The 390-nt window shown below is 66.7% G+C and carries 1 pseudogene; it reads left to right on the top strand.

Going from position 1 to position 390, the window contains the following annotated elements:
- Nucleotides 1-390, top strand: a pseudogene (locus C722_RS24710) (IS21 family transposase); the annotation flags it as partial.

The raw sequence follows: 390 nt of genomic DNA, 5'->3' as shown, positions 1-390 counted from the left end.
CCAGCGCCATTCGACGGTTACGTCGAGCGGCCTGCGCGGGTCTCCAGCACCTGCCTGGTCAGCGTCGGGCGCAACCGCTACTCGGTGCCGTGTGAGTATGCGGGTAAGTGGGTCAGCAGCCGTTTGTATCCGACGCGAATCGAGGTGGTGGCTGACGACGCGCTGATCGCCAGCCATGTCCGCTTGCTGGATCGCGACCAGGTCAGCTATGACTGGCAGCACTACCTCCCGCTGATCGAACGCAAGCCCGGTGCGCTGCGCAACGGCGCGCCCTTTGCTGATCTGCCGGCGCCGCTGCGTCAGCTTAAGCACGGTCTGGGGCGTCATGCCGGCGGTGACCGGATCATGGCGCAAGTTCTGGCTGCCGTACCGGTCGCCGGGCTCGATGCC

The organism is Pseudomonas sp. 313 (assembly GCF_000316965.1).
GTDB classification, from domain to species: domain Bacteria; phylum Pseudomonadota; class Gammaproteobacteria; order Pseudomonadales; family Pseudomonadaceae; genus Chryseomonas; species Chryseomonas benzopyrenica.
The sequence above is the reverse complement of the archived record's forward strand: the minus strand, read 5'-3'. Positions and strand labels throughout refer to the sequence as shown.